19 protein-coding genes and 1 tRNA gene are annotated in these 23877 nt (G+C 67.3%); 17 read left to right on the top strand and 3 right to left on the bottom strand.

The annotated features are described in order from the left end of the window. The first annotated feature begins 270 nt into the window (after positions 1–270). The 6 genes from argH (at position 271) to BCHO_RS04425 (ending at position 8113) form a co-directional block, all read left to right on the top strand. On the top strand, positions 271–1812 hold the full coding sequence (argH, locus tag BCHO_RS04450) for an argininosuccinate lyase (RefSeq protein ID WP_024540874.1): 1542 nt from the start codon (positions 271–273) through the stop codon (positions 1810–1812). Positions 1813–2154: 342 nt separating this feature from the next. Next, positions 2155–2697 (top strand): HD domain-containing protein, encoded by a 543-nt coding sequence (locus BCHO_RS04445; protein WP_232513765.1) that lies wholly within the window; start codon positions 2155–2157, stop codon positions 2695–2697. A 394-nt stretch (positions 2698–3091) separates the two neighbouring features. Then, positions 3092–4414 (top strand): tyrosine--tRNA ligase, encoded by a 1323-nt coding sequence (tyrS, locus tag BCHO_RS04440; RefSeq protein WP_024540876.1) that lies wholly within the window; start codon positions 3092–3094, stop codon positions 4412–4414. A 115-nt stretch (positions 4415–4529) separates the two neighbouring features. Then, positions 4530–6284 (top strand): tetratricopeptide repeat protein, encoded by a 1755-nt coding sequence (locus BCHO_RS09700; RefSeq protein WP_024540877.1) that lies wholly within the window; start codon positions 4530–4532, stop codon positions 6282–6284. 7 nt (positions 6285–6291) lie between these two features. Beyond that, entirely contained in the window at positions 6292–7365 is a 1074-nt protein-coding gene (locus BCHO_RS04430; protein WP_024540878.1) for an HAD-IIA family hydrolase, read from the top strand. Between the two features lies 1 nt (position 7366). Continuing rightward, positions 7367–8113, top strand: a complete 747-nt coding sequence (locus BCHO_RS04425; protein ID WP_024540879.1) for a TlyA family RNA methyltransferase — start codon at positions 7367–7369, stop codon at positions 8111–8113. Positions 8114–8857: 744 nt separating this feature from the next. Here BCHO_RS04425 and BCHO_RS04420 read toward each other — a convergent pair. Beyond that, on the bottom strand, positions 8858–9508 hold the full coding sequence (locus tag BCHO_RS04420; protein ID WP_024540880.1) for a potassium channel family protein: 651 nt from the start codon (positions 9506–9508) through the stop codon (positions 8858–8860). Between the two features lie 381 nt (positions 9509–9889). Then, positions 9890–11353, bottom strand: coding sequence for a TrkH family potassium uptake protein (locus tag BCHO_RS04415; RefSeq protein WP_024540881.1), 1464 nt, complete (start codon positions 11351–11353; stop codon positions 9890–9892). Positions 11354–11715: 362 nt separating this feature from the next. On the opposite strand from BCHO_RS04415, the gene BCHO_RS04410 reads away from it, so the two are divergent. From BCHO_RS04410 to BCHO_RS04400, 3 genes are all read left to right on the top strand, one after another. Continuing rightward, entirely contained in the window at positions 11716–12717 is a 1002-nt protein-coding gene (locus BCHO_RS04410) for an NAD kinase (protein WP_024540882.1), read from the top strand. 3 nt (positions 12718–12720) lie between these two features. Then, the gene (gene recN / locus BCHO_RS04405) at positions 12721–14448 is read left to right on the top strand and encodes a DNA repair protein RecN (RefSeq protein ID WP_024540883.1); all 1728 of its coding nucleotides are present in this window, start codon (positions 12721–12723) and stop codon (positions 14446–14448) included. A 242-nt stretch (positions 14449–14690) separates the two neighbouring features. After that, complete coding sequence (locus BCHO_RS04400) at positions 14691–15368, top strand: HAD family hydrolase (RefSeq protein ID WP_024540884.1); 678 nt, start codon at positions 14691–14693, stop codon at positions 15366–15368. Between the two features lie 170 nt (positions 15369–15538). Here the strand turns inward: BCHO_RS04400 and thrC are convergent, their stop codons facing one another. Further along, on the bottom strand, positions 15539–17026 hold the full coding sequence (thrC, locus tag BCHO_RS04395; protein WP_024540885.1) for a threonine synthase: 1488 nt from the start codon (positions 17024–17026) through the stop codon (positions 15539–15541). 177 nt (positions 17027–17203) lie between these two features. Here thrC and BCHO_RS04390 point away from each other — a divergent pair, with 177 nt between their 5' ends. The 8 genes from BCHO_RS04390 to BCHO_RS04355 all read left to right on the top strand — a co-directional run bounded on the left by BCHO_RS04390 (position 17204) and on the right by BCHO_RS04355 (position 23837). Beyond that, positions 17204–18517: a glutamate-5-semialdehyde dehydrogenase gene (locus tag BCHO_RS04390; RefSeq protein WP_024540886.1), complete on the top strand. Its 1314-nt coding sequence runs from the start codon at positions 17204–17206 to the stop codon at positions 18515–18517. 185 nt (positions 18518–18702) lie between these two features. Next, a complete protein-coding gene (locus BCHO_RS04385; RefSeq protein ID WP_029675443.1) occupies positions 18703–19257 on the top strand; it encodes a hypothetical protein in 555 nt (184 codons plus the stop codon). Between the two features lies 1 nt (position 19258). After that, positions 19259–19984: a nicotinate-nucleotide adenylyltransferase gene (gene nadD / locus BCHO_RS04380; RefSeq protein WP_024540888.1), complete on the top strand. Its 726-nt coding sequence runs from the start codon at positions 19259–19261 to the stop codon at positions 19982–19984. A 78-nt stretch (positions 19985–20062) separates the two neighbouring features. Further along, positions 20063–21082 carry a ribose-phosphate diphosphokinase gene (locus BCHO_RS04375; RefSeq protein ID WP_024540889.1) on the top strand — a complete coding sequence of 340 codons (1020 nt, stop codon included), beginning with the start codon at positions 20063–20065 and terminating at the stop codon, positions 21080–21082. A 69-nt stretch (positions 21083–21151) separates the two neighbouring features. After that, positions 21152–21225, top strand: a tRNA-Gln gene (locus BCHO_RS04370). Between the two features lie 98 nt (positions 21226–21323). Beyond that, positions 21324–22706, top strand: a complete 1383-nt coding sequence (gene glmU / locus BCHO_RS04365) for a bifunctional UDP-N-acetylglucosamine diphosphorylase/glucosamine-1-phosphate N-acetyltransferase GlmU (protein WP_024540890.1) — start codon at positions 21324–21326, stop codon at positions 22704–22706. Position 22707: 1 nt separating this feature from the next. Beyond that, positions 22708–23103: a ribosome silencing factor gene (gene rsfS, locus BCHO_RS04360; protein WP_024540891.1), complete on the top strand. Its 396-nt coding sequence runs from the start codon at positions 22708–22710 to the stop codon at positions 23101–23103. 17 nt (positions 23104–23120) lie between these two features. Then, positions 23121–23837 (top strand): histidine phosphatase family protein, encoded by a 717-nt coding sequence (locus BCHO_RS04355; RefSeq protein WP_024540892.1) that lies wholly within the window; start codon positions 23121–23123, stop codon positions 23835–23837. Positions 23838–23877 lie beyond the last annotated feature (40 nt).

Genomic DNA, 23877 nt, shown 5'->3' with positions numbered 1-23877 from the left:
GATGCATCCCGTAGCGACCACACCGTAACGATGCGGCGCGTACATCCCGTAATATCATCCCGTAATAGATGACGATAGATGACGCAGGACGTACGTCCCGTAACGGGCCGTGACGACCTTCGGCGGCCGGCGGACGTGGAAAACGGCGGCGGATTTCGACGAACACCGGTAGGATGAACACCGGCAGGAAGAAAACACAGGTGCGCCTGACGTCGCGCGCCACTGCATATCACGTCGTCGGCATGGCGACGAAGGAGACATGGAGACATCATGAGTGACGAACGCATCGTCGGAACGACCGACATCGAGACCTCGCCGACCGCGCAGCAACAGCCGTCGGGGGAGCATCTCGCGTTGTGGGGAGGCCGTTTCTCCTCCGGCCCGTCGCCCGAGCTCGCGCTGCTGAGCAAGTCCACGCAGTTCGACTGGCGACTCGCCGACGACGACATCGCCGGCTCGCGCGCCCACGCGCGTGCGCTCGGCCGTGCGGGCCTGCTCACTCCCGACGAGCTGCAGCGCATGGAGAACGCGCTCGACGAATTGCAGCGCCGCGTCGACAGCGGCGAGTTCGCGCCGATCGAGGACGATGAGGACGAGGCGACGGCGCTCGAGCGCGGACTCATCGACATCGCCGGCGACGAACTCGGCGGCAAGCTGCGCGCCGGACGTTCGCGCAACGACCAGATCGCGACGCTCATCCGCATGTGGCTGCGCCGCCACGCACGCATCGTCGCCAAGCAGGTGCTCGCGCTCGCCGACGCGCTGTGCGAGCAGGCGAAGGCGGCGGGCCGCACCGTCATGCCGGGGCGCACGCACATGCAGCACGCGCAGCCGGTGCTGCTCGCACATCAGCTCATGGCGCACGTGTGGCCGCTGCTGCGCGACGTCGAACGCTTCATCGACTGGGACAGCCGCGTCGACGCGAGCCCCTACGGCTCCGGCGCGCTCGCCGGCAACACGCTCGGCCTGGAACCGACGGTCGTCGCGCGCGAACTCGGCTTCACGAAGGTCACCGAGAACTCGATCGACGGCACGTCGAGCCGCGATCTCGTCGCCGAATATTCGTTCGTCGCCGCGATGATCGGCGTCGACATCTCCAGACTGTCGGAGGAGATCATCATCTGGAACACGCAGGAGTTCGGCTTCGTCACGCTCGACGACGCGTACTCCACCGGCTCGTCGATCATGCCGCAGAAGAAGAACCCGGACATCGCCGAGCTCGCGCGCGGCAAGGCCGGCCGTCTCATCGGCGACCTCACCGGCCTGCTCGCGACGCTCAAGGGCCTGCCCACCGCGTACGCGCGCGACCTGCAGGAGGACAAGGAGGCGGTGTTCGACCAGACCGACACGCTCGAGGTGCTGCTGCCCGCGTTCACCGGCATGGTGCGCACGATGCGCTTCAATGCGGAGCGTCTCGAACAGGAGGCGCCGACCGGCTTCGCGCTCGCGACCGACATCGCCGAGTGGCTCGTGAAGAACGGCGTGCCGTTCCGCCATGCGCACGAACTCTCCGGCGCATGCGTCAAGCTGGCCGAAAGCCGCGGCGAGGAGCTGTGGGACCTGTCCGACGACGATTTCATCGAGATCTTCCGCGGTTTCGTGGCGCCGGAGCAGGCGGTGAAGGTGCGCGAGGTGCTGTCGACGGAGGGTTCCGTCTCCGCGCGCGCCGGCAAGGGCGGCACGGCGCCGACGCGCGTGCGTGAACAGATCATGTCGGCGAAGTCGCAGATCGAGCGCCTGCACGGCATGTTCCAGGCCAAGAGCGACGGCATCGCCTACAAGGCGGCCGGCTCCCTCGCGAAGAAACAGTGACGTCCGCCTGACGCATGGGCGCGCCGCACGGAGACCTCCGGCGGTGCGTCCATGCGTTCGCGCGGCGCACACGGCCGTCGACATCGCCGTCGACTGCCGCGTGTGCCGCGCATATATCGTCCCGCAATCGTCTACGGGCGGCAACGTTCGGAGCACGGCGCCGTCTACGTATCGCCCGGGGATTGAGCACGGCCATCGCTTACGGGCAGCGGCGTCCGTGAACAATATCGTCTGCGTCCGCATGCGCTTACGGGACGCACTGTCTAGGGAGGCGTTCTCTTACGGGATGCATCCCGTAAGAGAACGGCACCGATTGCGGATGGCCGCATCATGGTCGGATGAATGAAGGGGGAGCGCATGCTGAGTCGGGAACGCATCGACGCCATCGTGCATCACTACGGGCAGGACATTCTGGACCACGAGCACATGGAGATCGAAAAACGAAGTCTGCAGCACGGCGACGTCACGACGTACGAGCATTCGCTGGAGGTGGCGCGACTGAGCGTGGCGATCGCCGATCGGCTGCGACTGTGGAACCATGTGAACCTGCGCGCGCTCGTACGGGCGGCACTGCTGCACGACTACTTCCTGTACGATTGGCACGACTACGACGACGGCAGCCATCGGCTGCACGGATTCCGCCACCCGTACGCCGCCGAACGCAACGCGCGCACCGATTTCGAGATCGACGACGTCGTCGCGAACAGCATCCGCACGCATATGTTTCCTCTGACGCCGATACCGCCGAAACATCTTGAGGGGGTCATTGTGAACGTCGCCGATACGGCGAGCGCCATCCAAGAGACGCTCGCATCGTGGATGTCGCGGCTGTTGCGGCGTAAACGTGCGGATGCCGCCCGTAAGCGTCAGCGACGTCGCCGGTAGGGGGTACATGATGCTGCCCGTAAGGATTTGCCCATCGATGACGCCGTCGATGGGCAATCGGGGGCGCTGCCGATAGGAATCCGATGATGCCGCCCGTAAGGAATCTGTCGGGAATCGACGATGCCGCCCGTAAGAGGTGCTACCCATAAGTGTTGACGGTGAATCGATGGTGCCACCGGTAGGGAATCGGGGGTGCAGCCGGTAGGGAAGGCACTGAGGGAGAGCGGTCTCGCGCGGGGCGGCATGGTGCATCTCGGGGAGTCGACAGGCGAGTGGATGCGGCCGTGACGCCGTCGGCGCAGTGTCGGCGAGGTGTGACACACTGGCAGTGTTTGCTCCGCGCCGACCGGACGGCGGGGAGCACCTTCGAAAACTTCACAAGGAGATGTTTGGCATGGCTCACGTCATCGATTTCAAGGAAGCCGGATTCGACTCCGTGCTCGATGAATTGCAATGGCGCGGGTTGATCTCGCAATCCACCGACAGGGATCGACTCGCCGAGACATTGAACGGGGAGCCCATCTACTATTACTGCGGCTTCGATCCGACGGCGCCGTCGCTGCACATCGGCAATCTCGTGCAGCTCATCATCATGCGCCACCTGCAGGAGGCCGGCCATCATCCGATCGCCCTCGTCGGCGGCGCCACCGGCCTCATCGGCGACCCGCGCCAGTCCGGCGAGCGCATCCTCAACCCGAAGGACGTCGTCGAGCAGTGGTGCGAGCGCCTGCGCATCCAGATCGGCGACATCCTCGTGCAGGAGGGCGACAACCCGGTGACCTTCGTGTCCAACTACGACTGGACCGCGACGATGAACGTGCTCGACTTCCTGCGCGACGTCGGCAAGAACTTCCGCGTCGGCACGATGCTGTCGAAGGACATCGTCGCCCGCCGCCTCAACTCGGAGGAGGGCATCTCCTTCACCGAATTCAGCTATCAGGTGCTGCAGGGCAACGACTTCCTGCATCTGTACGACCACTTCAACTGCGTCCTCGAGCTCGGCGGCTCCGACCAGTGGGGCAACCTCACCTCCGGCCTCGACCTCATCCACAAGGTGCGCGGTGTCAACGTCAACGTCATGGCCAGCCCGATCATCACCGACGCGACCGGCAAGAAGTTCGGCAAGTCCGAAGGCAACGCCGTGTGGCTCGACGGCTCGATGCTCAGCCCGTACAAGTTCTACCAGTTCTGGGTCAACCGTCCGGACGCCGAGATGGAGCGCCTGCTCAAGGCGTTCACGTTCCTGCCGAAGGCGCGCATCGAGGAGCTGCTCGAAGCCACCGAGACGAACCCGGGCGCCCGCGAGGCGCAGCGCGCGCTCGCATGGGAGGTCACGAGCCTCGTGCACGGCGAGGATGCGACGCGTCAGGCGATCGAGGCGTCCACCGCGCTGTTCGGCCGCGGCGGCGACGTGGCCGAGATCGGCGAGGACATCCTCGAAGCCGCGCTCGAAGGACTCAAGGTCGAGGACGAGGACGGCGCCAAGGCCTTCGCGAAGGCCGCTGCCGGCGACCGCGTCAGCGAGGCCGGCGTCAGGGCCGGCCTGTTCAAGTCGATCTCCGAGGCGCGTAAGACGATCAAGTCCGGCGGCGTGTACCTCAACAACGCGCGCGTCGAGGACGAGGAGCAGCTGCTCGGCGGCGACGACTTCCTGCAGGGACGCTTCGCGATCCTGCGCCGCGGCAAGAAGGCGCTCGGCGTCGTCGAACTCGGCTGATTTTTTGCACACCGACAGCCGAAACGGCGGATCCGGACCGCTGATTGGCTACACTGGAAGACAATGACGGACGAGGCGGGCGACATGCCCGCCTCTCGATTGAAAAGGTACGAACATGGCAGACGAACGCGGATCACAGCATCATTCCCAAGGCGGCAACCGCCGCTACGGATCGGGCAACGGCGGCCATCGTCACGGCTCCGGCGGCGGCTTCCGTTCGCGCGGCGGCTCGGACTTCCATCGCGGCAACCGCAACGGCGGCGGACGCAACTTCCACCGCAACGGCAACGGCGGCGGCAGGAACAACGACTTCCGCCGTGACGGCGAGGGCGGCGGCGAGTTCCGTCGTGACGGCGACGGACAGCGTCGCTTCCACCGCAACGGCAACGGCGGCAACGGCGGTCAGCGTTCCGGCAATCGTTTCCGTGGACGCGACGACGAGCGCGGCGGACAGCGCCGCGACTTCCATCGTGGCGGCAACGGCGGTCAGCGTCGTGACTTCCGCCGTGGTGACGACGATCGTCGTGATCTCCGTCGTGACGGCGACGGCCAGCGTCGCGGCTTCCGTCGTGACGACGACCGCCGTGACTTCCATCGCAGCAACCGCAACGGCGGCAACGGCGGTCAGCGTCGTGACTTCCGCCGTGGTGACGACGATCGTCGTGATTTCCGTCGTGACGGCAACGGCCAGCGCCGCAATTTCCGTGGCGGCGACGACCGCCGCAATTTCCGCCATGACGACCGCCGCGACGACCGCCGCGGCCAGCGTCACGACGCCGCCGAGCGCCAGGCGCCCCACGACCGCAAGCGCGCCGAATACATGGCGCATTCGCGCAAGAACTCGGACGGCACCGTCAGCTTCCCATCGCAGAACCCGTACACCGACCGCCGTCCGGGCGAGCCGGTCATGCCGAAGGGCCTCGAATGGAACATGCTGAGCAAGGACGAGCGCGAACGTCTGCGCGGCCTGTCGAAGGAGCATGCCGAGAACATCGGCCTGCACATCCTCGCCGCGTACACGCTCGAGGCCGACGACCCGCAGGCGGCGCTCGCGCACGCCAAGTGGGCCGCCAAGCAGGCGTCGCGCGTCGACATCGCCCGTGAGACGCTCGCGATGGTCGCCTACCGTCAGGGCGACTACAAGCTCGCGCTGCGCGAGTTCCAGACGGCGTTCCGCATGAACGGCTACCTCGACTACCTGCCGTTCATGGCCGACTGCGAACGCGGACTCGACAAGCCGAAGAAGGCGATCGAGATCGCGCTTTCCGACAACGCCAAGCGGCTCACCGGCGAGGCGAAGGCGGAGATGTTCCTCGTCTACGCGGGCGCGCTCAACGACATGGGCATGGTCGACCAGGCGATCGAGGTCGTCTCCAAGCTCGTGCACGCCAAGGGACTCGCCGGCGAATACCGCATGCGCGCCGCGCAGGCCGAGCAGTACTTCCTGTCCAAGGCCGGACGCGACGACGAGGCAGTCGCGCTCGACGAGCTCATCGACGATCTCGAGGCGCGTTACGCCGACGCCGACGAGGACGAGACGAGCGACGACTTCGTCGTCGACTACGACGTCGAGGACCTTCCGGAGGACCTGCAGGCGAAGCTCGGCGTGACGCCCGACGACGCGCAGTACGCGCCGCTCGACGACGAGGACGGGGTCAACATGGACGACGAGACGCGCATCCCCGAGGAGGAGCAGCGCGCCGGCGCCGAGATGGACATCGAACCCGCCGAGATGGAGGACCGCAACACGCGCCGCGACGAGGAAGGCGTGATGGGCGATCCCGACCTGACCGACGCCGCTGACGACGCGGACGAGGAGAACGCCGAGGTCGGCGACTACGAAGAGCAGCTCAAGAGCGAAACGGAGTGAGCGCGGCGTGCTGAAACCAACGAACACGCCGCTGTCACGGCGCTACCGTCTCGCGCTGCTCGACCTCGACGGCGTCGTCTACTACGGCAAGCAGCCGGTCGCGCACGCCTCCGACGCCATCCGCGACGCCGAAGGCCACGGCATGACGATCGAGTACACGACGAACAATTCGTCGCGCATGCAGGAGACGGTCGCCGAACAGCTGCGCGGCTTCGGGCTCGACGTGGCCGCATGGCAGGTGATCACGTCGTCCGTCGTGGCCGCGCGCATGGTCGCGCGCCACGTCGACGACGGCGTGGACGTGTTCGTCGTCGGCGCCGACCATCTGCGCGACGAGGTGCGCAAGGCGGGACTGCGCATCGTCGACGACGGCGTGGACGGCGCCGGCCGCGCGCCGACCGCCGTCGTGCAGGGCTGGTATCCGCAGATGACGTGGCAGCAGCTCGCCGAGGCGTCGTTCGCCGTCGAACGCGGCGCGCAGTATTTCGTGACGAACCGCGACCTGACGATTCCCCGTGAGCATGGCGTCGCGCCCGGCTGTGGATCGATGATCCAGGCCGTCGTCAACGCGACCGGCGTGGAGCCCGTCGCCTCGGCGGGCAAGCCGGAACCGGCGATGTACGACGAGGCGCGCATGCTCGCCGCGCACGACGACGAGGACATGGTCTCGGTCGGCGACAGCCTCGCGATCGGCGACCGGCTCGACACGGACATCGAGGCCGGCAACCGAGGCGGCTACGATTCGCTGCTCGTGCTCACCGGCGTCACCGATCCGGACCTGCTCATCCGCGCGCCGAAGGAGCTGCGGCCGACCTATGTGGCGCTCGACCTGCGCGGACTCAATGAGGCGCAGCCCGCCGTGACGCGCGAACACGGCGGCGCGGCCGGCGCCGGCGTGCGCGGCGATGTGTTCCGCTGCCGCGACGCGAAGGCATGGTTCGTCGACGACGCGATCGTCGTCGACGACACAGCGAGCGTCGACGCGCTGCGTGCGGCCTGCATGCTCGGATGGAGCCTGCGCGACGCCGGCGTCGATCTGGACGGCGTCGCACTGCCCGCGTTCTCCTTCGCCGGAGCGTGACGTGGGCGCGGACGAACGGCTCGACGTCGCGATGACGGCGCGCGCGTTGGCGCCGTCGCGCGCGAAGGCGCGGCGCCTTGTCGACGACGGCCATGTGTACGTCGACGGCGTGCGGGCGGGCAAGGCGTCGATGAAGGTCGGCGATGACGCGCGCATCGAGGTGCGCGATGCCGACGACTATGTCTCGCGCGGCGCCTACAAGCTGCTCGGCGCCTTCGACGTCTTCGCCGCCGACGGACTGACGGGGCCGCGGGGGCTTGACTGCCTCGACATCGGCGCGTCGACGGGCGGCTTCTGCGACGTGCTGCTGCGCGGGGGAGCGCGCCATGTGATCGCGCTTGACGTCGGCCACGGGCAGCTCGATTCGAGGATCGCCGACGACGCGCGCGTCATCGAGATGAGCGGCGTCAACATCCGCAACGTCGAAGCCGACGATCTGCCGTACCGTCCGCAGATGATTGTCTCCGACGTCTCCTTCATCTCGCTGACCTATGTCCTACCGGTAGTGGCCCGTATCGCGGCACCCGGCGCGCAGGTCGTGCTGCTCGTCAAGCCGCAGTTCGAAGTGGGACGCGCAGGGCTCGGCAAGCACGGCATCGTCACCGATCCGGCGAAGCGCCGCGCCGCCCTCGACCACGTCGTCGAATGTGCCCGCGCCTACGGGATGCACGTCGTGGCGACCGCCCCGTCGCCGATCGAAGGCACCCACGGCAACATCGAATATCTGCTCTACGCGCGGACGGACTGAAGCGCCGTCAAGACGCGCGCCGTGACTCTGTGATCCTGCGCTCCGTCGCCTTCGTACCTTTTCGGCGCTCTCGCGCTTCCGACGCTTACAGGCGGCATCGTATACGGGTGGCTAACTGTGCTTACGGGCAGCTGCCCGTGCCATGCCTATGGGTAGCCGTGTCTGGCTTGTAGCCGCACCTAACTTACGGGTTACTGCACAACCATTCTCTTACGGGCAGCTCTGTCGTCGTGTCGACCGAGCTGTTCTCCTTACGGGCGGCATCTGTTGCGAAAGCCCGGCTCCATCTTCCGACGGCGGATGCCTTCCGTGTTCGTTTCCGCAATGCCGCTACCCGTAGGCGAGACTGAGCGGAACGATGCGATGCGACGCGACGTCGGAACGACATCCGTCCGTAGACGGTGCGACCTGTAAGAAGGCAAAGACGCAGATGCCGTCCGCGTCATGCGACCTGTAAGCAAGGCACGAACCGTAAGCAGTGATGGGCGCGACAGTCAGGATGACGCCGTGCCGCCCGTAACGATCGCACTGCCCGTAACGATCGCACTGCCCGTAATGGGCGTGCCACCTATGACCGGGCGGAGCGCATCCCGTAAGAAAGGCGGGGCGCATACCAGAACGGGCAGTGCCGCCGGTAAGAGGAGGCACTGCCCGTAAGCGATGACGCTTCCCGTAAGTCTTAAGGTACGGCAGCGATGGCGCGGCCTGTTCGACGTGCGCGGGCGGATTGCCGCCTGTAACGGATCAGCCCCGGATAAAGTGGTCGATCTGGTCCTGCTTGCCCATGATGATGAGTTCATCGTTGCGGCGCAGCTCGAGGTCGTTGGACGCGTACTGGAACTCGTGGCCGGGGGATTTGACGCCGACGATCGTGATGCCGTAGCGGTCGTGGATCTTCGCGTCGCCGATCGTGTAGCCGACGAACTGCGACGGCGTGTGGATCTTGACGACGTTGTATGCGCCTTCGAGCTCGATGTAGTCGAGATAGTTGCCGGAGACGAGATGGCCGACGCGTTTGCCGGCGTCGGTCTCCGCGTTGATGATGTGGCGTGCGCCGATGCGCTGCAGGATGCGTGCGTGCTCCTTGGACACCGATTTCGCCCAGATGTCGGAGATGCCGGCGTCGAGCAGGTTGCCGGCGGTGATGACGGAGGCTTCGACGCTGTCGCCGATCGCCACGACGGCGATGTCGAAATCGGAGGCGTTGATCTGTTCGAGCGCGAGGACGTCGGTCATGTCCGCCTGGACGGTGGGGATCTGCGCGGACCAGCGGTTGACGAGCTCGGCGTCCTTGTCGACGGCGAGCACATCCTGTCCCATCTCGTCGAGCGTCGTGGCGACCGCGCTGCCGAAACGGCCGAGTCCCACGACGAGCACGCTGCGATTATCTGCCATCCTGACCTCCTAAGGTCTGTTGCAGGTCCGCTACCGGTAGCCGATGTGCCGACTGCGACGCGCTACCCGTACGCCTGCTTTTGTGTTCCGCTACAGCATGCTACCCGTAACGATGCGCAATCGATGATGATGGATGCGTCATCGATAGCGGTGTCGCTACCGGTGGCGACACCGTCTCCCGTAGTGATGTGCATCCCGTAGTGATGCGATGGTGTGCATCCGGTGACGTTGCGCCGCCTGTAGGCGATGCCGCCCATAAGGACGCACTGCCTTATGGGCGGCAATACGCTGCCTGTAACGATGTGCTGCCGATAACGATAATGATGCGCTGCCCGTAACGATGTGCTGCCGGCGGCGCATCGTTGCCGGCAGATGGCGCGGTCAGCCGACGACGATCTGGTCGGTGGGGTAGCGCACGAGCTCGGCCTGACGCGGACGGCTCACGGCGTACGCGAGCGTCATCGGACCCATGCGGCCGACGAGCATCGTCGCGGCGAGGATGTACAGGGACGGGGGATTGTTCACGTCCGCGACGCCCACCGTGTATCCGCCCAGACCGAAGGCAGAGCATGCGTCGAAGACGGCGTGGCTGAACGACGCGCCCGTGATGAGCATGAGCGCCATCGACGCGAAGAGGACGAGCACGAAGCAGGCGGTCGTGATGCTCACCGCCGTCATGACGACGTGCGTGTGGATGCGCCGCTTGAACGCCGTGACGTCGCTGTGTCCGGTGAACGCGGCCTTGCACACGAGCAGGATGACGGCGAAGGTCGTCACGCGGATGCCGCCGGCCGTCGACGTGCTGCCGCCGCCGATGAACATGACGACGCTCATGAACACCTTCGTCGCCTCGCTCACCTGCGGCACCCACGACAGGTCGAAGCCGCTCGAGCGCGGCATCACGGCGGCCACCATCGCGCGCCGCATGCGCGTCTCGACATCGGCGTACTTGAACAGCGCCGGATTGTCCCATTCGACGGTGAGGAACCAGATGAGGGAGGCAAGCACGATCGCGAAGGTCGTCACGAGCGTGACCTTCGTGTGCAGGCTCCAGCGTTTCGGGCTCTGATGGCGTCGCGCCGTGCGGTAGATGTTGAGGATGACTGGGAAGCCGAGTGTGCCGCAGAACGCCGAGAGCATGATCGGCATGCCGACCGCCCAGTTGTCGACGTACAGGCCGGCGCCGTCGGGCGTGAAGCCGGAGTTGTTGTACGCCATCACGGCGAAGAAGAGCGACTCCCACAACGTGTTGCCCACGTTGCCCTTGTTGACGTGGAACAGGCCGGGGAACAGCGCGATGAACGTGATGAGCTCGATGACGAAGGTCGTCGTGAGGACGACGGCGAGCACGCCGCGGATCTCGCTGAGCTTGTTCGTGCCGAGTTCGTTCGCCGTGAGCAGGCGTTGCATCGCCTTGAGGTGATGGTTGACGGCGAGCGCGATGAGCGACGCGAAGGTCATCACGCCGAGGCCGCCGAGCTGAACGGAGACGATGAGCACGGCCTGCCCGAAGTACGTCCAGTGCGTCGTCGTGTTCACGATCGAGATGCCGCAGGTGGACAGCGCGGACACGGCTGTGAAGAACGCCGTCGAGAATTCGGTCCTCTCCCCGGGCTGCGTGGCTATCGGCAGCAGCAGCAGCCCCGTCGATACGCTGATGAGCAGCAGGAAGTAGAGGATCGTCAGCCTTCCGGGATGCGAGTTGATCCGGTAGGAGAGCGAACGTTTGCGGGGATGGCGTTCGTTAGCGGCTGCTTGTTCGAAGGTGTCGCCGGAGAACCACCAGGCGTATCCCTTCGACGCGTCGCTGTTCGACGCCGATTCGTCGAACAGGAGATTGGCCATGCTGCCTCCGATTGGTCGCCATCCTTGTTTTCAGTACGCTGCTCATTGTAGAGGGGTCGGTGACGTTTCGTCGACCCGCGCATCACCGCGGACGCCTGCGGGGAGCGCCGCGGACGCCTGCGGCGATCGCGTCACATGGCGTGCGGCGCACGGCGTCCGCGGCCGGGCGCGATTCTTCGGGGGTGAGGCGCATCCCGTAGACGTGAGCGCCGGATGCGCGCGCCTACGGGATGCACGTGCCGCCCGTAGGAATCGGCGGGGCGGCGCATGGCCGAGGGGAAAACCTCCCGCATGCGTCGGTTCCGTTGCGCCGGCGGTTCCATTACACTGTGAGTGGAAACATCATGCGTAAAGGGGTGTCCATGCAGGCAGCGGAAACGAAAGGGCCACGCCATGTCGTCGTCGTGACCCACGAGAGGCTCCGGCGCAGCACGGTCGTCGAGAACGCGATCGCACAGCTGCGTGACGAGGGATTCGACGTCTCCGTCATCGACAACACGGAAGCGCCCGATTTCGGCTCGCCGTCGCCGAAGGTCGACCCGGACACCGAGATCGTGCTCGTGCTCGGCGGCGACGGCACGATCCTGCGCGCCGCAGAACTCGTCACCTGCACGGACGTGCCCATCCTCGGCATCAACATGGGGCACGTCGGCTTCCTCGCCGAATTCGAAAGCTTCCAGATCCACGAGGCGATCCACCGCATCGCCGTGCATGACTACAGCATCGATGAACGCATGATCGCGCATGTGGACGTGTGGCTGCCCGGCGCGTCGGCGCCGCTCGGCGACTGGGCGCTCAACGACATCACGATCGAACGCGCCGACCGCGGCAAGATGGTCGAGCTGTCGATCGCCGTCGACGGCGTGGCGATGAGCTCCTTCGGCTGCGACGGCATCATCGTCTCCACGCCGACCGGCTCGACCGCGTATGCGTTCTCGGCGGGCGGCCCGATCATCTGGCCGACGGTGGAGGCGCTGCTGCTCGTGCCGCTCGCCGCGCACGCGCTGTTCTCGAGGCCAATCGTCATCGGCTCGGATTCGACGTTCTCGATCCGCATCGACGACGATTCGACCTCCGACGGCTGGATCTGCTGCGACGGCCGCCGCCAGCGCCCGCTGCCGCGCGGCGCGCGCGTCGACATTCGCCAGTCCTCCGGACGGCTGCGCCTCGCACGGTTGTCCGACGCGCCGTTCACGAGCCGACTCGTCACGAAGTTCAATCTTCCGGTCGTCGGCTGGCGCGACCTGCATCCGGCCGCCGCCGGCGCGCGCGTCGACACGTCGCTGCGCGGTCAGGGCGATTTCGACGATCCCGAACGCGGCGACGCGACGGACGAAGGCACGACGACGGAACAGGAACGGTGACAGGTGCTGGAAGAACTCGAACTGCGTGATCTGGGACCGATCCGCGAGGCGAAGCTCGTGCCCGCGCGCGGCATGACGTCGATCACCGGCGAGACCGGCGCCGGCAAGTCGATGCTGCTCAGCGCGATCAGGCTCATCTCCGGCGGCGCCGCCGACTCCGGCCGCGTCTCCGCCGGCGCGAAGCAGGCGTGGGCGCAGGGCATCTTCCTGGCCAACGAGGGCGACGCCGTGCTCGCGGTTGCGGAACAGGCGGGCGCCACCGACGACGACGGGGAGATCTTCGTGTCGCGCACGGTGCCCGCGTCGGGACGTTCGCGCGCCATCCTGTGTGGCAGGACGGTGCCGAAGTCGGTGCTCGCCTCGATCGCGGGCGAACTCATCACAATCCACGGTCAGAGCGACCAGCTGCGCATCGCGTCGCCGTCGCGCCAGCGTGAGTTCCTCGACCGCTGCGCGAACAACGAGAAGGAGCGCCGCGCCTACGCGAAGGCATGGAACGCGTACCGCGAGATCGACGACCGTCTGCGCAGGCTCAGCTCTCAGGAATCGTCGATGCGCCAGCAGGCCGACTATCTGCGCGAATCGATCGCGCGCATCGACCGCGTAGACCCGCAGCCGGGCGAGCTCGAGGAGCTCAAAGGCCAGCGCGAACGCATCGAGCACGCCGCGCAGATCAACGCGGGCGTCGCCGGCGCGCTCGCCGCGCTCGACTCGTCGCAGGGCGACGGCGGCGAGTACCGCGGCGCCGACGAGCTCGTCCGCTACGCGTCGCAGGCGCTGCGCGGCATCCGTCTGGGCGGCGTGTTCGAACAGTGCGCGGACCGTCTCGATTCGCTGCAGGCGGAACTCGAGGACATCTCGTTCACGCTGTCGCAGCAGCTCGACCTCGACGAGTCAGGGGAGGACCTCGACACGATCAACGGCCGCATCCACGAACTCGACGAGCTCACGCGCCGCTGGGGTCCGACGCTCGACGACGTCATCGCATGGCGCGACAAGGCGCGCTTCGACGTGGAGGACCTGGACGCATCCCCCGAAAAGCTCGAGGAACTCGCGGCACGGCGTGACCGCTGCCTCGAGACCGCGCGCAAGGCGGCGGCCGCGTTGACGAAGACACGCGAACGCGCCGCGAAACGACTGTCGAAGGACGTGGACGGCGAACTCGCGCAGTTGGCGATGGCCGACGCGTCGCTGACGGTCGCCGTGCACGCGCGCGACGGCGCCGACGCGCTCGACATGAACGGCGGCGACGACGTCGAATTCCTGTTCACGCCGTTCAAGGGGTCGCCGGCGCTCGCGATGGGCAAAAGTGCGTCCGGCGGCGAACTCAGCCGTCTGATGCTCGCGCTGGAGCTGTCGTGCGCCGGCGAGCGCGCGACCGACGAGTCGGACAGCGACGACGGGGCGGTGCCGGCGATGACGTTCATCTTCGACGAGATCGACGCCGGCGTGGGCGGCAAGGCCGGGGTCGAGCTCGGCAAAAGGCTCGCCAGACTCGCCCGGCGCGCGCAGGTGATCGTCGTGACGCATCTGCCGCAGGTCGCGTCGTGGGCCGACAGCCAGTTCGTCGTCGGCAAAAGCAAGGACGACGACGGCACCGTGAGCACACATGTGCGGGAGGTCATCGGCGACGCGCGCACCGAGGAGATCGCGCGCATGCTCGACGGCAGCACGACGCCCACGTCGCTCGAACATGCGAAGGAGCTGCTCGCCGCCTCGAAGCTCACGTGACATGGCGGCACGGCGCGCCCGCGCGGCCTCCGTTCGCTTACGGGCGGCATCGCCTGCATGGGTGACGCCCCCCGCTTATGGGCGGCACGGCGCACCTACGGATGGCGCTGTGCTCCTATGGGTGGCATCACACGGCACAGCCTGCTTACGGGCGGCACCCATCAGACGGCGATTCGATTCGACGGTTCGACAGGAGGAATGCAATGGACGATGCACTTACCGGCGGCACGCGGACCGACGACATGACGGCGGGCGGCGCCGCCGATAACACGGGGCGCGCCGCGATCTTCGATCTGGACGGCACGTTGCTCGATTCGATGGGCGTGTGGGACCGGATCGACGAGGAGTTCCTCGCGAAGCGCGGCATCACGGTGCCGGACGACTACATGGCGAAGGTGAGCGCCATGCAGTTCATGGAAATCGCCGAATACACGATCGAACGGTTCGGGCTGCACGACACGCCGGAGGCGCTCGTCGCCGAATGGAACGACATGGCCAGGCGGATGTACGCGCAGGCCGTGGAGCCGAAGCCGCACGCCGTCGACTATCTGCGCGCGCTCAAGGCGAGCGGCGCGCGGCTCGCCGTCGCCACGACGATGCTGCCCGATCTGCGCACGCCGGCGCTCGAGCATGCGGGGATGGCTGATCTGTTCGACGCGGTCGTCGGCGTGGACGATGCCGGCGACCGCGGCAAGGAGCATCCGGACGTGTATCTGCTGGCGGCGCGACAGGTAGGTGTCGACCCGGCCCATTGCACCGTGTTCGAGGATCTGCTGGCCGGCATGCGTTCGGCGAAGTCCGCCGGGATGCAGGTGTGGGCGGTGCACGACGATTCCTCCGACCACGACTGGGACCGCATCTGCACGCTCGCGGACGGCGTGCTCTTCGACTTCGCCGACGCGCCGCGCCGGCTGCAGTGAGCCGATGCGGCGCTACCGGTAGCGACGGCGGATCAAACGACGCACGACCCGTAACGCACGACCCGTAACGCACGACCCGTAACGCACGACCCGTAACGCACGACCGCCCGCAGTCGTGAGGACTGCGGGCGGTCGTGCGTTACGATGCTACCGGTAAGGCGGCACAGGTGTCACAGGCGGTCGGCGCATTGTTCGACGTAGTGGCCCATGTCGGAGATCTCGACGCAGTCGCGGAAGCGCACGTCGGCGGTCTCGAGGCTGCGCAGCATCGGCGGGATCTCGGTGCCGGTCTTCTCGCTCAGCTCGTCCATGCATTCGAAGTCGGTGCCGTCGTGCTTGAGGCCGAGCGCCTCGTTGACGACGCGCGGGAACTTGTACGGGCTGGCGGTGCTCAGCAGCACGCGCGGCACGCCGGGATCGGCGGGCATCTGCTGCATGACGAAGTAGCCGCATGCGGTGTGCGGGTCGAGCACGTAGCCGTGTTCGCTGAAGCATTCGGCGATCATCCGGCGCACCTGGTCCTCGTCGGCCCAGCCGGTGGCGAACAGGCGGCGGATCTGGGCGAGCAGCTCCGGCGGCACCTCGAACGCGCCCCATTCGGCGAGGTCGTTCATCAGGTAGGCGGTCAGGCGCGGGTCCTTCTCGCTCATGTAGTAGAGCATGCGTTCGAGGTTCGAGGAGATGAGGATGTCCATCGACGGCGAGATCGTCTCGTAGAACGGGCGCTTGCGGTTGTAGGTGCCGGTCGTCAGGAAGTCGAAGAGCACGTTGTTCCTGTCGGAGGCGACGACGAGCTGGCGCACCGGCAGGCCGAGCATCTTCGCGTAGTAGCCGGCGAGCACGTCGCCGAAGTTGCCGGTGGGCACGACGAAGTCGACCGGGTCGCCGACGTTGACGGCCTGCTGTTCGAGCAGCTGCGCGTATGCGGAGAAGTAGTAGACGACCTGCGGCACGAGGCGGCCGACGTTGATCGAGTTGGCCGATGAGAGCGCGACGTGCGCGTCCTTTTCGAGACGCGCGGCGAGGTCCCTGTCGCCGAAGATCTTCTTGACGGTGGACTGCGCGTCGTCGAAGTTGCCCTCGACCGCGCACACGTTGACGTTGGAACCCTGCTGCGTCGTCATCTGGAGTTCCTGCACGCGGCTGACGCGGCCCTGCGGGTAGAAGACGGTGATGCCGGTGCCCTCGGCGTCGGCGAAGCCGGCGAGCGCGGCCTTGCCGGTGTCGCCGGAGGTGGCCGTGACGATCATGATCTTCTCGTCCGGGTCGCCGTCGGCGGGCGTCGTGCGCGCCATGAAGCGCGGCAGGATCTGCAAGGCGACGTCCTTGAACGCGGAGGTGGGGCCGTGGAACAGTTCCATGACCCAGTCCTGTCCGAGCGGCTTGACCGGCGTGATGCGCTCGTCCGACCACTGCGGCCCGTAGGCCTTGGTGATGCATGCCTTGAGTTCTTCTTCGGTGAAGTCGTCGAGGAGCACGGAGAGCACGTCATAGGCGATCTGCTGGTAGCTCCTGCCGGCGAGGTCGTCGATGGGGACGAGGCGTTCGCCGAGTTCGTCGGTGACGAAGAGGCCGCCGTCGTCCGCGATGCCCTTGCGGATGGCCTGCTTCGAGGTCAGTGAGTCGGTGGTGCTGCGTGTGCTGTGGAACTTGTTCACTCGTCCGTCCTTAACGATGTAGAGAGATGAAGTGTGTGGATGATTTCAGTATAGGGTTCACAGACGAAAGTCGCGTCGACGCTGTCCGCGTCGCGGAACGGGCGGACGCGCGCGGCCAGGCGACCGTCCCGCGGACGTGCGCGCGCATGAGGGCAGGGCGTCCACTAATGTGCAAGTATGACGAACACACAGAGCGAACACAACAAGGTCAGCGACGACGTCTTCGACGCGGTGTGCGCGATGGCCGACCGTGCGGGCGCCGCGCAGGCGAAGCTCGCGAAGGCCACGACCGACGTCAAGAACGGCATCCTCAACGCGATCGCCGACGCGCTCGACGCGCGCGCCGACGAAATCGCCGGCGCGAACGCGCTCGACATGGACCGCGCCTTCGAGGACGGCATGGACGCCGGCAAGCTGGACCGTCTCAAGTTCGACGTGACGCGCGTCGCCGCGTCGGCGGACGACATGCGCCACGTCGCGACGCTTCCCGACCCGGTCGGCCAGGTCGTGCGCGGCTTCGAGGCTCCCAACGGCCTGCGTCTGCAGCAGGTGCGCGTGCCGATGGGTGTCATCGGCATGATCTACGAGGCGCGGCCGAACGTGACCGTCGACGTCATCGCGCTGTGCATCAAGTCCGGCAACGCGGCGATTCTGCGCGGCGGCCACGCGGCGGAGCGCACGAACGCGGCGACGCTCGCCATCGTCGGCGACACGCTGCGCGAACTCGGCTTCGACGACGCGCTCGTCGGCTCCGTCGACGCCTACGGGCGCGAGGGCGCGACGGCGATGATGGAGGCGCGCGGCCACATCGACCTGCTCGTGCCGCGCGGCAGCGCCCAGCTCATCCAGGCCGTCGTCGAGAAGTCGAAGGTCCCGGTCATCGAGACCGGCGCCGGCAACGTGCACATCTACGTCGACCGTTCCGCCGACCTCGCCAAGGCCATCCCGGTCATCCTCAACGCGAAGACGCAGCGCGTCGGCGTGTGCAACGCCGCCGAGAAGCTCATCGTCCACCGCGACATCGCCGAGGAGTTCCTGCCGGCCGTCGCGAAGGCGCTCGCGGACGCCGACGTCGTCATGCACGCCGACGAGGTCTCGTATAAGATCATCGGCGACGCGAACATCCGCGACATCAAGCTGTTCGAGGCCGACGAGACCGACTGGGGCACCGAGTACCTCGCCCTCGAGATCGGCGTGCGCGTCGTCGATTCGATGGATGAGGCGATCGCGCACATCAACCGCTATTCGACGCACCACACCGAGGCGATCCTCGCCGAGGACTACGGCGCGATCGAACGGTTCACGAAGGACGTCGACTCGGCGGTCGTCATGGTCAACGCCTCGACGCGCTTCACCGACGGCGGCGTGTTCGGCTTCGGCGCCGAGCTGGGCATCTCGACGCAGAAGATGCACGCGCGCGGCCCGATGGGACTGCAGGAGATGACGACGACGAAATGGATCGGCTACGGCACGGGACAGGTGAGGGCATGAGCGTGCGCAACGACGGCGTGAACGACGGTGCGGACGACGTCAGGAACGACGACGGAACGATGACGTCCGCCGACGCCGCGAGGAACGGCGTTGCGAAGAACGACGCGCCGGCGAACGCCGGCGTCGCGGACAATGGATCCACGGCGCGCGACGACGCGGCGACCGTCACCTTCGACGACGCGCATGTGCTCGCGAACCCATGGGGCGTCGACCTCACCGACCGGCGCAACCTGCTCAAGGTCGCCTCCGAACGGCTCAGCCTCGTGCGCTACGTGTTCCTCGTGCAGATCGAGGACGGCATCGCCTCGGCGGCGCAGCGCGCGTCGCTCGAGTACGCCGACGCCGTGCTCATCGGATGGCCGGAGACGGACGCCGCCGACGTCGTCGACGTCGACGACGAACGCTACCGCGAAGTCGTCGAACAGATCGTGCTGATGGAGGACTACATCGACCGCTTCCGCACGATGGAACGCGACAACGACATCGACGGCATGACCGACACGCTCATCCGCATCACCGAACGCGTCGCCCATGTGCGCCGCGCGTTCCAGCCGAGCTTCCTGCTGCCGACCTTCGCCGAGATCCGGCGCGTCGTGCAGGACGAATGGAATGAGGACATGGGCAAGATCGACCCCGACGGCGACGCCGCCGACGACCGCGCCCAGGAGCTCACGTTGCAGCAGGAGATCGATCGCGTCGCCGCCGACAGCGCCGCGGCCGGCGCCGAGGAGAAGCGCTGACATGGCGGGCAGCGACAACGGCGACGCGTCGCGCGTCGCCGACGCGCCACGGCGCATGGCCGAGCTGTCGGTGTCCGACGCGGCCACGGCGCACCTCGTCTCGCCGCCGGGGCGCCGTTCGCCGCGCGGCAACTGGCACACGCGCCCGCGCATCGGCATCATGGGCGGCACCTTCGACCCGATCCACAACGGCCATCTCGTCGCCGCGTCCGAGGTCTCGTGGGTCTATGACCTCGACGAGGTCGTCTTCGTGCCGACCGGGCGTCCGGTCTTCAAGCTCGACAAGCATGTGACGAACGCCGAGGACCGCTATCTGATGACCGTCATCGCCACGGCATCGAACCCGAAGTTCACCGTCTCGCGCGTCGACATCGACCGTCCCGGCGTCACCTACACGATCGACACGTTGCGCGACCTGCGCGCGCTGTATCCGGACGCCGAGCTGTTCTTCATCACCGGCGCGGACGCCGTCGCCGAGATCATGCGCTGGAAGGACGTCGAGCAGATGTTCCGCATCGCGCACTTCGTCGCCGTCACGCGCCCCGGCTATTCGTCGGCGGTCACGCTGCCGGCGGGGCGCGTCGACATGCTCGAGATCCCGGCGCTGGCGATCTCGTCGACCGACGTGCGCGACCGCGCGACGCACGGCGAGCCGGTGTGGTACCTCGTGCCCGACGGCGTCGTCCAGTACATCGGCAAGCACGGCCTGTACCGCGGGCGCGGCTGAGGAGTCCCCTCCGCCCACGTCAGCTGCCGGCACTACACTGGGGACTCGGCTACGAACCAACCGACGTTTGGAGATACGGTGAGCGCAATCCTCGAAGGCAAACCAGACAAGAACCTGATACTCGTCACCGGAAGGGCGCATCCCAAGCTCGCCCGTGACGTCGCCGACCAGCTCGGCATCGACGTGCTCGAGACGACCGCCTACGACTTCGCGAACGGCGAGATGTACGTGCGCTACACCGAATCCGTGCGCGGCGCCGACGTCTTCGTGCTGCAGAGCCACAGCAACCCGGTCAACCAGTCGATCATGGAGCAGCTCATCATGATCGACGCCCTCAAGCGCGCGTCGGCGCGTTCGATCACGGCCGTGAGCCCGCTGCTCGGCTATTCGCGCCAGGACAAGAAGCACCGCGGCCGCGAGCCGATCTCGTGCCGTCTCGTCTTCGACCTGCTCAAGACGGCCGGCGCCGACCGCATCATGAGCGTCGACCTGCACGCCGCGCAGTCGCAGGGCTTCTTCGATGGCCCGGTCGACCATCTGATCGCGATGCCGGTGCTCGTCGACTACATCCGCGACCGTTTCTCCAACCAGCTCGACAATGTGACCGTCGTCTCCCCGGACGCCGGCCGCATCCGCGTCGCCGAGCAGTGGGCGCAGCACCTCGGCGGCGGCCCGCTCGCCTTCGTGCACAAGACGCGCGACATCACGAGGCCGAACCAGGCCGTCGCGAACCGCGTCGTCGGCGACGTCAGGGGCAAGGACTGCGTGCTCGTCGACGACCTGATCGACACGGCCGGCACGATCGCCGGCGCGTGCAAGGTGCTGCAGGAGGCCGGCGCGAAGTCGGTGACCGTCGTGGCGACCCACGGCGTGCTCTCCGGCCCGGCCGTCGAACGGCTCAAGAGCTGCGGCGCGCGCGAGGTCGTGCTCACCGACACGGTGCCGATCCCCGAGGAGAAGCGCTGGGACGGCCTGACCGTACTGTCGATCGCGCCGCTGCTGGCGAGCGCGATCAAGGCGGTGTTCGAGGACGGCTCGGTCGCCAAGCTCTTCGAGACCTATCCCGAGCACCACGGCCAGGGCTTCCTCTTTGCCTGACCCGCCACGGGGTCGCGCCCATGGTCCGGCCCTATGGCATAATGAACACTTGGCGGGTCCGCCCGCCGTTCCCCCATGGTGTAATGGCAGCACACGGGTCTTTGGAACCCTTTGTCTTGGTTCGAGTCCAGGTGGGGGAGCCAGCGGCGTCCGCATCCGGCCTTCGGCGTTTGGATGTGGGCGCCTTTCGCATCAGGGACCATGACGGGGCGATCGGCCCCGTCCTCGCAAAGGAGAACAGATGACGGTAACCGCCGCAATCGTGCTGGCAGCCGGCGAGGGCACGCGCATGCGCTCGTCGAAGCCGAAGGTGCTGCACACCTTCGCGGGCAAGACCTTCCTCGAACGCGTCATGTCCTCCGTCGAGGCGCTCGGGCCCGCTACGCTCACCGTCGTCGTGCGCCATCAGGGCGAACGCGTCGCCGAGGCGGCGCGCGGCTACGACCCCGACGTGACGATCGTCGAGCAGGACGACATCCCCGGCACCGGCCGCGCCGTGCAGTGCGCGATGCGCCAGCTGACGGCCGGCGGCGACCTCGACGGCGACGTGCTGATCACGGCGTCGGACATGCCACTGCTCGACACGGGCACGCTGCGCGCGCTGCTCGACTACCATGCGGCCAGCGGCGACGACGCGACGGTGCTCACGACGGTGCTCGACGACCCGACCGGCTACGGACGCATCATCCGCGCCCCCGACGGCGACGTCCTCAAGATCGTCGAGCAGAAGGACGCGAACAGCAGCGAGCTCGCCGTGCGCGAGGTGAACACGTCGGTGTACGTCTTCGACGCGCATGCGCTCGCCGCCGCAATCGCCGACCTCGACGCCGACAACGCGCAGGGCGAGTTCTACCTGACCGACGCGCTCAAGGCGGCGAAGGCGAGCGGCAAGGTCGGCGCCTTCGCGGCGCCCGACCCGCTGAGTGTCGAAGGCGTCAACGACCGCGTGCAGCTCGCCGCGCTCGCGCGCGCCCACAACCTGCGCGTGTGCGAGTACTGGATGCATGAGGGCGTGACGATCCTCGACCCGTCGACGACGTGGATCGAGGACGACGTGACGATCGGCCGCGACGCGACGATCCTGCCCGGCTGCTTCCTGCAGGGGGGCACGGCCGTCGGCGAGGAGGCCGTCGTCGGCCCGTACACGACGCTCATCGACGCAACCGTCGACGCCGGCGCGCACGTCGAACGCTCGCGCGTGCAGGAGTCGCACATCGGCCGCGACGCGAACATCGGGCCGTGGACGTACCTGCGTCCCGGCAACGAGCTCGGCGAGGGCTCGAAAGCGGGTGCCTTCGTCGAGATGAAGAAGGCGCACATCGGCGACGGCACGAAGGTGCCGCATCTGAGCTACGTGGGCGACGCCGACCTCGGCGAGCGCACGAACATCGGCGGCGGCACGATCACTGCCAACTACGACGGCGTGCACAAGAACCACACGACGATCGGCTCGGACGTGCACATCGGCGCCGGCAACCTCTTCGTCGCGCCGGTCGAGGTCGGCGACCATGTCACGAGCGGCGCCGGATCGGTGATCCGCCATGACGTGCCGGACGACGCGATGGTCTATTCGGAGAACACGCAGCACATCGTGCAGCATTGGAAACCAGCTTGGGAGCGTTGATATGACGGCACTTGAATCATCCATCGCATCGGTGCGGATCGCGGCCGCGGCGGCCGACCGCATGAAGGCGTCCGACATCGTCGCCTACGACGTGAGCGACCTGGTCGGCATCACCGACTGCATGCTCGTCGCGTCGGCGACGAACGAGCGCCAGGTGCTCGCCGTCGCCGAGGAGATCGAGAAGGACCTGTACACGAAGGGCGGCAAGCTCAAGCCCCAGGGCCGCGAAGGCATCCAGGAGGCGCAGTGGATCCTGCTCGACTACGGCGATTTCATCATCCACGTCATGCATGAGGAGGCGCGCGACTTCTACCGGCTTGAACGCCTGTGGCGCGACTGCCCGCGCATCGACCTCGAACTACCCGAGGCGGCCGACGCGGCCGCCGACGCCGACTGACCGATGGGGGAGCGACGATGACGGCGATCGGGACGGTGCGTTCGATTACGCTCGTGCGCCATGGGCGCACCTCCTACAACCTCGCCGGCCGCGTTCAGGGCAGCATCGACATCCCGCTCGACGACGTGGGGGTCTGGCAGGCGCGCCAGACCGGCGACGCGCTGCGCAGGCTCTACGTCGAACGCGACCCCGTCGCGCGGCAGCTCGTCGTCGCCTCCGACCTGCGGCGCGCGAACCGCACCGCGCATCTGTTCGCCGACCCGCTCGGCCTCGAGGTCCACGCCGACCCGCGGCTGCGCGAACGCAGCTTCGGCGACTGGGAGGGCATGTCCGGCGAGGAGCTCGACGCGCAGTGGCCGAAGGACTTCGAGCTGTGGTGCCGCGGCCTCGGCGGCGAGATGCGCCACCGGGCAGAATCCCATGAACATGCCGGCGAACGCGGCGTCGAGGCGCTGCGCGACTGGTCGCACCGGGCGGACGCGGACACCGATCTGTTCGTGTTCTCCCATGGCGCGCTCATCGAGAACATGCTGCAGGTGCTGTTCGGCATCGGCTTGGCGCTGCCGGACTTCGTCTCCGTCACATCGATGCGCAACGCGCACTGGGCGCGTCTGGTCAACGCGGGGCTCGACGACCCCGACCGCTGGATCCTCGTCGACTACAACCACGGGCCCGCGCTCGCCGACACTGAGCTGTGGGAGAACCCGACACGGCATAAGGCCGACGGACGGTGAACTGGTCTATGCTTATGGCAGTTCTGCCCACCGACGCGCC

The organism is Bifidobacterium choerinum (genome assembly GCF_000741135.1).
GTDB lineage: Bacteria > Actinomycetota > Actinomycetes > Actinomycetales > Bifidobacteriaceae > Bifidobacterium > Bifidobacterium choerinum.
The sequence above is the reverse complement of the archived record's forward strand: the minus strand, read 5'-3'. Positions and strand labels throughout refer to the sequence as shown.